This is a genomic window from Pseudoalteromonas sp. T1lg76, from assembly GCF_002964725.1.
In the GTDB taxonomy this organism is placed as follows: domain Bacteria; phylum Pseudomonadota; class Gammaproteobacteria; order Enterobacterales; family Alteromonadaceae; genus Pseudoalteromonas.
Map to the genome: position 1 here is coordinate 23097 of NZ_PQCE01000037.1, position 6723 is coordinate 29819.

8 protein-coding genes and 1 tRNA gene are annotated in these 6723 nt (G+C 48.3%); 6 read left to right on the plus strand and 3 right to left on the minus strand.

The window, feature by feature from the left end; all coding sequences use genetic code 11:
• Nucleotides 1–75 precede the first annotated feature (75 nt).
• Nucleotides 76–795 (plus strand): AzlC family ABC transporter permease, encoded by a 720-nt coding sequence (locus C2M35_RS13595; RefSeq protein ID WP_105265570.1) that lies wholly within the window; start codon nt 76–78, stop codon nt 793–795.
• Complete coding sequence (locus C2M35_RS13600; RefSeq protein WP_105265571.1) at nt 792–1091, plus strand: AzlD domain-containing protein; 300 nt, start codon at nt 792–794, stop codon at nt 1089–1091. The genes C2M35_RS13595 and C2M35_RS13600 overlap by 4 nt, the downstream gene beginning before the upstream one ends.
• A 146-nt stretch (nt 1092–1237) precedes the next feature.
• Here C2M35_RS13600 and C2M35_RS13605 read toward each other — a convergent pair whose 3' ends face one another.
• Nucleotides 1238–1426 carry a PA3496 family putative envelope integrity protein gene (locus C2M35_RS13605; protein WP_105201139.1) on the minus strand — a complete coding sequence of 63 codons (189 nt, stop codon included), beginning with the start codon at nt 1424–1426 and terminating at the stop codon, nt 1238–1240.
• Nucleotides 1427–1906: 480 nt separating this feature from the next.
• Here C2M35_RS13605 and C2M35_RS13610 point away from each other — a divergent pair, with 480 nt between their 5' ends.
• On the plus strand, nt 1907–2689 hold the full coding sequence (locus C2M35_RS13610) for a YggN family protein (RefSeq protein ID WP_105201140.1): 783 nt from the start codon (nt 1907–1909) through the stop codon (nt 2687–2689).
• Here the strand turns inward: C2M35_RS13610 and C2M35_RS13615 are convergent.
• The gene (locus C2M35_RS13615; protein WP_105265572.1) at nt 2686–4167 is read right to left on the minus strand and encodes an aminotransferase-like domain-containing protein; all 1482 of its coding nucleotides are present in this window, start codon (nt 4165–4167) and stop codon (nt 2686–2688) included. The genes C2M35_RS13610 and C2M35_RS13615 overlap by 4 nt on opposite strands.
• Nucleotides 4168–4264: 97 nt before the next feature.
• Between C2M35_RS13615 and C2M35_RS13620 the strand changes: the two genes are divergently transcribed.
• Nucleotides 4265–5179 carry a DMT family transporter gene (locus C2M35_RS13620; protein WP_105201142.1) on the plus strand — a complete coding sequence of 305 codons (915 nt, stop codon included), beginning with the start codon at nt 4265–4267 and terminating at the stop codon, nt 5177–5179.
• On the opposite strand, the gene C2M35_RS13625 is transcribed toward C2M35_RS13620, so the two are convergent.
• Entirely contained in the window at nt 5176–6036 is an 861-nt protein-coding gene (locus C2M35_RS13625) for a diacylglycerol/lipid kinase family protein (protein WP_158677985.1), read from the minus strand. The genes C2M35_RS13620 and C2M35_RS13625 overlap by 4 nt on opposite strands.
• 276 nt (nt 6037–6312) lie before the next feature.
• Here C2M35_RS13625 and C2M35_RS15715 point away from each other — a divergent pair, with 276 nt between their 5' ends.
• Complete coding sequence (locus tag C2M35_RS15715) at nt 6313–6453, plus strand: hypothetical protein (protein WP_199774431.1); 141 nt, start codon at nt 6313–6315, stop codon at nt 6451–6453.
• 181 nt (nt 6454–6634) lie between these two features.
• A tRNA-Ser gene (locus C2M35_RS13630) sits at nt 6635–6722 on the plus strand.
• Nucleotide 6723 lies beyond the last annotated feature (1 nt).

A 6723-nucleotide genomic window follows, 5' to 3' on the forward strand; every position in this document is an offset into this window, starting at 1 on the left:
CCACTTCTTTTGCAATAGCCGCGATTATGCCAAACTCTAGCGTCGGTGCGAAATCAACTCGGTTAATTTTTATCTATGAGCAAGTCTACTCATATAAAACGCGGTACCAAACTGCAGCAAAAAGCATTTATCAAAGGGCAACTCGATATGATGCCTCTTAACCTGGCGGTACTGCCCTGGGGGCTCTTGTGCGGCTCTTTGGCAATGCAAAACGGCTTTACTTTAATAGAGGCTCAGCTGATGTCTTTATTGGTTTTTGCCGGCTCGGCCCAGTTGGTGGCCATTGAGCTTATCGCCAACGACACCCCTTTGCTGACTATAGCCATCACCACCTTCATCATTAGTTCTCGGCACTTTTTATATGGCTTGGCCATTCGCCAAAAGGTCATTGCTCAACCCTTGAGGTGGCGCTTACCTGTCAGCTTTGTGCTGACCGATGAGCTCTTTGCTTTTTCCCACCACCCAAAGGCCTATCAAACCAAGGCACGACTCATTTATGCCCTCAGTGCTGGTTTTAGCTTTTATGTTGCCTGGAATATTTGGACCCTGCTGGGCATAGTGGCGGGACAGTTGCTGCCTGACTTAACCAATCTTGGTCTCGATTTTGCCATTGCCACCACCTTTATCGCCCTAGTGATCCCGGCCATTAAAAACTGGGCAACTCTGGCCTGTGTACTGGCTTCGGGGATAAGTGCTGCGGTGCTCAAGTCCTGGCAAGTAGAATTATGGCTGGTGTTTAGTGCTCTCATCGGCATGAGCGTTGGCTATGTGCTTAGTCGCGGGAGGGTGCAATGATCACCACCATATTACTGATGGCGGCCATTACCTTTGGCAGTCGTTATTTATTTTTACACCATGCCCTGCCATTTCGGGTCGGCGCAAAAATGCAGCGTTTTTTAAGCTTTAGCGCCCCGGCCGTGCTTACCGCCATCTGGGTGCCCATAGTGGTTTTACCTGGCAATCAGTGGCAGTTGAGCTACCAGAATCCGTATCTGGTTGCGGCCCTTGTCGCCATTATTACCGCCTATAAAAGCCATAGTATCTACGCCACCACCCTGCTTTCCATGGCGGTCTTTTTTGCGCTGCGATAATACCAATTCACTTAAATAGCCAACGCAATATCTGCTCACATACTTAACAGCATTGGTATAACAAAAAAGGGGCCGTAGCCCCTTTAAAGTCTTAAAATAGTCTCGGCTTAATTACACCAAGACTTCATAGGCCAAAGGCCCGTTATTTATTCATTTAAATACTCGTCAAAGTCATCGCTGCCGAGATGCTTTCTCAGCTTGCGCTGTTCTAAATAATCGTCCAGCTTCTTTTTTACCTTGCGCTTGCGACGGTCGTTTTGATTGCGTCCCATCGCTTCATATTCATCTGCAACAAATTCGTCTTCAAACGCATCATAGGAATATGTTTTACCCACAATACACTCCAATAAATCTAAATCAGTTATCACCGCTCCCCAACTTAGGTGCGGCGAATTCAGGGCTAGGCGCCTTCGAGTGAATAAATAGCCGCTAAATCGCAAACTGGAAAGTGAGATTTTTTTATCGTTTCAATAAACATAATTGATTAATAATTATACCGCCTTAATTCGTAAGGTTATTCCACCTTGGATAGCCCGTTGTGGATCCGCCTTTGCCGCCAGGGTCCTAGGTCGGCTTTTGCCGCCATGGACCGCGGTACTAGGGTGACGCAGGAGCAGTTACCTAGCAGGCTGACAATTGAGCAAATGTTTTAATCCACGGCAAAGTTAATTTCACTAAAAGTTAGTAAAAGGCACTAAACAAGGCATTGGCAGCACACAAGATGAAATTATAACGCTATGATTTTTATCATCTTTATTAATTGGCACCGAAATTGTATTAGTCATAGCGTCAACAGAATAACAGGAATTATCACCATGAAAACCAGCACGCTAGCCATTATCTCTGCCATTAGCCTTTCTGGCACCGCCATCGCCGGGGAAGCCAATTCGCTCTCGTTTGGCTCTGAGCAATGCAACATTGAATTTAAAAACGATGTACGCATCGAGCCGCAGCGTTTACAGATCACCAATACCAATAACCAGCACCTGGTGTACAGCTCAGGTCTGCTTGAAGTCGATGGTCAACCCGTTGAGTTAAATGCCGAGCAACAACAGGCCCTGGACGATTACACAGATAAGGTACGAACCTATATGCCCGAGGTGGCTCAAATAGCCCTGGATGGCGTTAAGATCGCCGGCGTTGCCCTAGAAGAAGTCGGCGCCGCATTTGGCATCAGTCACAATGAGGCGCTGAGCGATATAGTTGAAAATATCGGCATCAATATTGAACAGACCTTCTACCAGGACGGTGCCTTTGTAATGGGCAAACAAAGCTTTGAACAATTAGGCAATGATATTGAAAGCCAGTTTGATGAGGACTTTGAACAAGCCGTAGAGCAGGCCATGGTGCAGTCTATCGGCAGTATATTTATCGCTCTGGGCTCTGAGTTATTAGGCTCAGGCGGCGACATGGATGAATTTGAGCAACGTATGGAGCGCCTTGGTGAGCAGGTCGAGCAAAGAGTTGAGCTGCAAGCCTCGCAAATAGAACAACGTGCGGATGCGCTATGCCATTCATTTAGCGAGTTGGCGCAACAAGAAGCTCAGCTGCTTAGCATGATCCCCGAATTGAAAGAGTATCAGCTGCTAAGTAACTAAGCCTTTGGCATGCCCATTGGCGTAACCTTCGCCTTACCCTTTTGCACTTGCAGGCAGAGCGCCCCTAAGCGGGCCACTGCCTTTTCTATTTCCTCGCTCCATTGCACCCCAAAACTCAGGCGTAAACACTGGCGATATTTGTCGGTGGCGCTAAAAATAGCTCCCGGAGTAATGCTGATCCCCGCCTCCAGCGCCAGGTGGAACAAGGCAACAACATCATACTGCGACGGCAGTTGCAGCCACAATACACAGCCTCCCTGTGGATTGGTCATTCGGGTGCCAGGCGGAAAATGCCGCTGCACCAAGGCCCGCATCCGCTCTTTATTGAGCGCCAGGCGCTGGCGCATCACCCGCAGATTTTTATCGTAATCGCCGCTATTCATAAATTCGTACAGGGTCCACTGATTCATCAGTGACGACGCGCAGCTCATGGCCCGCTTTAAACGCCGCGCCTGAGGCGCAAACTTGCCGGCTATCATCCAGCCCACGCGATAGCTTGGCGCGGCGGTTTTTGACAGCGACGAGCAGGTGATCACCTTGCCCTTGGTCGAATAATACTGAGCAGGTTTGGCGCCATCGGGCTCGTAGGCAAGCTCCCCATACACATCATCCTCAATTAGCACCGCACCTTGATCCTCCACTAAATGCACCAGACGTCGGCGTCGCTCCTCTGGCATTTTCGAGCCTAAGGGATTGCTAATACTGGTGGAAAAGATGCAGGCCTTAATATCATGCTCGGCAAACGCCTGCTGCAGATCTTCGACACACACCCCTTGTTGCGGGCACATGGGAATTTCTATCACCTTGAGTCCCAGACTCTCCAGCATTTCGATAATGCCAAAATAACAGGGCGACTCTATGGCCACTATATCCCCCGCCTGAGTGACACACTGCACAGCGATATGCAGCGCTTCCTGGGCACCATTGGTAATGATCAACTCATCACTGTTAACGCCGATGGCAAAATCCAGGTAACGGTTGATGATCTGCTTTTTTAGCGCCGCAAAACCATCCAGGGGGCCATAATTGATAGCCTTATGCCCGGCCACATTCATCACTCGCCGCATGGTCCGGCTCAGCACCTTATCGGTGGGGTTTACCGCCACCGGGTTGGCTATCCCCAAGGGCACCACGGCGGCACGATGCAAACTGTCAAAAACCTGCTCAATCAAGGCCTGTTTATTAACCGCTACCGGCTGGCGCGCCAGTTGAATACGACGAGGCTGATGACACTGCTCTGAGCCGGCATTAAGGTAAAAACCGGACTTTTCTCTGGCGCTGATCACCCCCTGACGTTCAAGCTCTTGATAAGCCTGCTGAACGGTGGGAATACTAATGGACAACTTTTGTGCCATAGCACGCAAAGAAGGCAGCTTTTCACCGGCACCCAAGGTGCCTTGCGACTGCATATCTTTAATCAAGTCAATGACTTGCTGATATAGGTAGATATTACCCTGCTTATTTACAATGCGAGACATGGCTGATCTGTATAGGTATAAAATGATGTTTTCTGTTTATGTACAGTATACAGAATAACTTTAAAATACCAGCTTTAGTCGCCTTGAGAAAAACGCCATGAACAACGTCCTGCTGTATTTTTTTACCGTCCTGATTTGGGGCTCAACCTGGCTGGCCATAGAATTCCAGCTTGGCGATGTAGCGGTGCAAGTTTCGCTGTTTTTACGCTTTGCCATTGCCGCCGTCATTATGTGGGCTTTTGTACTGCTTAAAAAATTGCCGATGCGCTTTAGCGCCCGCGATCATGGCTTTTTTACCCTGTTGGCCCTGTGTAACTTTGGCGCCAACTATCTGATCCTCTACTGGGCGCAGCATTATCTCACCTCGGCAATGAGCTCCATCGCCTTTAGCACCCTGCTGTTGATGAATATCATCAACACCCGATTATTCTTTGGCAAACCCATAGCCAAACGCATCTACTTTGGTGCCCTGCTCGGCGTGGTAGGCATAGTGATCTTGTTCTGGCCGGCCATCGCCACTTTGGATCTCGGTAATGAGTTATTAATAGGCCTGTTATTGTGTCTTGCTGGCACGCTTGTAGCGTCCATAGGCAACATGGTGAGCGTACGTAACTCCCAGGCTCAGGTAGGCGTGCTGCAGGGCAATGCCTGGGGCATGTTATACAGCACCCTGGGACTGGCACTGTTCGTTTTAATCAGCGATGTTAGTTGGGACTTTAGCACTGCCGGCACCGCGTATTGGTTATCCCTGCTGTATCTAAGCACCTTCGGTACAGTGATCGCTTTTGCCTGTTACTTTGTCTTACTGAAGAATATCGGCCCGGAAAAAGCCAGCTATGTGATAGTGCTCTTCCCTTTGGTAGCTGTGATTCTAAGCACCCTGTTTGAAGGTTTCGTATGGCAGCTTAATACGGTATACGGCTTTGTGTTTGTATTACTGGGCAACGCCATAGTGCTGACCCCATTCGATAAAATAGGCCTCTTTTTCAAGCGCACAGAGGCACCAGCCTAGACGGGCATCACAAAGTTCAGGGCACCGCGCTGCACACTAAAAAGTGCGGGTGTGGTGCCTATATACTCTCCATCCGCCTCTATGCCTATATTTGCGGTGTGCACATCAAGCTGGGATACAGGGGTTATATTGACCTGCTTAAGCCGGGTATGAGCGGCAAAATAGCTAAGTATCAGCGCCTGAATTTGCCGCCAAAACGGCGCCGCTCCTATTTGCACGCAACTTAATTGGCCATCGCAAATATTCGCCTTGGGCGCCAGACACATGCCGCCGCCAAAGTAACGGCCATTGGCTAAACACATCATCAGCAACCTGTGCTCTTGCGCCTTGGTAGTCGAAAACTGCAATAACGAGGGGGCGTAGCGATACAGCATTTTAGTCCCCTGCCAGGCATAATTCAGGTGCGCCCAACGGCCGCGCTTATTTTGACTGGCGGCAACCACGGCAGCATCATAGCCAACGCCGGCGATATTGATAAAGTAGCGCTCATTAACCTTACCCAGATCTATGGCCGAGCTGGCATGTGTTAATGCGGCTTCGATCCATTGCTGCTCAGAGCAACGCCACTGGCGAGCAAAATCATTACCACTGCCACAGGGAATCAGGGCTACTTCGACCTCGCTATAGGCGAAAGCATTGGCGGCCAGATTAAGTGTACCGTCGCCACCAAGTGCAATTACTCGTTTGGTATTGGGAATATAGGTTTGCAGCCCCTGTAAATCGGCGTAAAAGTCGCCACTGGTAGCCACCTCAACATAGGCATATGACAAGGAATGCAAACGCTGGCGAATAGCTTTTAATTGCGCTTTTGCCTGCAGCGGATGATACAAGAGCAAATACCTGGTTTGATGGTTCAAAATACCAACCTATAACAAATATGATTTATCTGAATAAATATGCACGATATTTTAAAAAATCACTTGCCACAAGATAAAAAACCTTGGTTATTGGTCTATTAGCGCATTTCCCACCTAAATATTCATGCATAAATCTTTTTTTTGAAACTTAATAAAACATTAATCGCATTAATTAAACTTATCCGAATGGGCCAAAATATATCGTTTTATTTTTAACCACACCGGTTGCACAATAGCCTTGTTTTCAACCACAGGCACAACCCGGAGCAAGCAAACATGAACCCAGTAAACACCCTAAATCAAACAGCAGCCAACCATGTAGCAACCAAGCCAAGCAAGCGTAAAGCTAAAATGATGGCCAAGCTAAACCGCTTTGGTAAAGAGCTAGCTCTTAGCGGTGTTGTGCGTTACAAGTAATTAATTACACTAATGTTACTTTCTGGTATTAAAAACAACCAGCAGGTGCTAAGACCCAACCAGCTTAGCACCTGAAATCCTCACTTTTTTCTTGCTAGCGCCCTGAATTAGCACAAAAATCAAGCAAACGATTCATTATCTATTTACACTGGCCACAAGCCTCAGTATTATCCTACCCCATGGAGAGATGGCTGAGTGGTTGAAAGCACCGGTCTTGAAAACCGGCATAGGTTAATAGCCTATCTAGGGTTCAAATCCCTATCTCTCCGC